At 63.9% G+C, this 424-nt stretch carries 1 protein-coding gene; it reads right to left on the bottom strand.

The genetic code is table 11. From position 1 onward, the window contains the following. Positions 1–146 precede the first annotated feature (146 nt). On the bottom strand, positions 147–424 hold a 278-nt coding region (locus EJ903_RS27525; protein WP_210211588.1), incomplete at its 5' end, for a hypothetical protein.

Here is a 424-nt window from a genome sequence, read left to right on the forward strand (position 1 = left end):
GCCGAGAACTCCCACCAACCCACCCGCCGACGCGAACGGCAAAGAAAGCGCTTCAAAGACCCCGGCCAAGTCCAGCGTTTCCTCGCCACTCATGATCCGATCGCCAACCTGTTCCATCTCCGTCGCGACCACCGCCCTGTCGCCGACTATCGGAAGGCCCGCACCCAGGCGTTCCAGGTCTGGGCCGAGGTCACCGGCGCGCCACTGGCGGCGTAGTCCGCAAACCCTGCCGCCCGCCGCGCCCTCTCTGCCCGGCTGTCGACAAGTTGATGGTGTGGACGACCGCTGCTGCCGGCATCGAGGTGCCATAGATTAGTGGTTGCAGACTCCCACCTAACGAGAGGGCCGTCCACATGAGCATTGTTACCGTCGGTCTCGATCTTGCCAAGCACGTCTTCCAGGTTCATGGCGTTGATGAAGCCGG

It is taken from the genome of Azospirillum griseum, from assembly GCF_003966125.1.
Taxonomy (GTDB): domain Bacteria; phylum Pseudomonadota; class Alphaproteobacteria; order Azospirillales; family Azospirillaceae; genus Azospirillum; species Azospirillum griseum.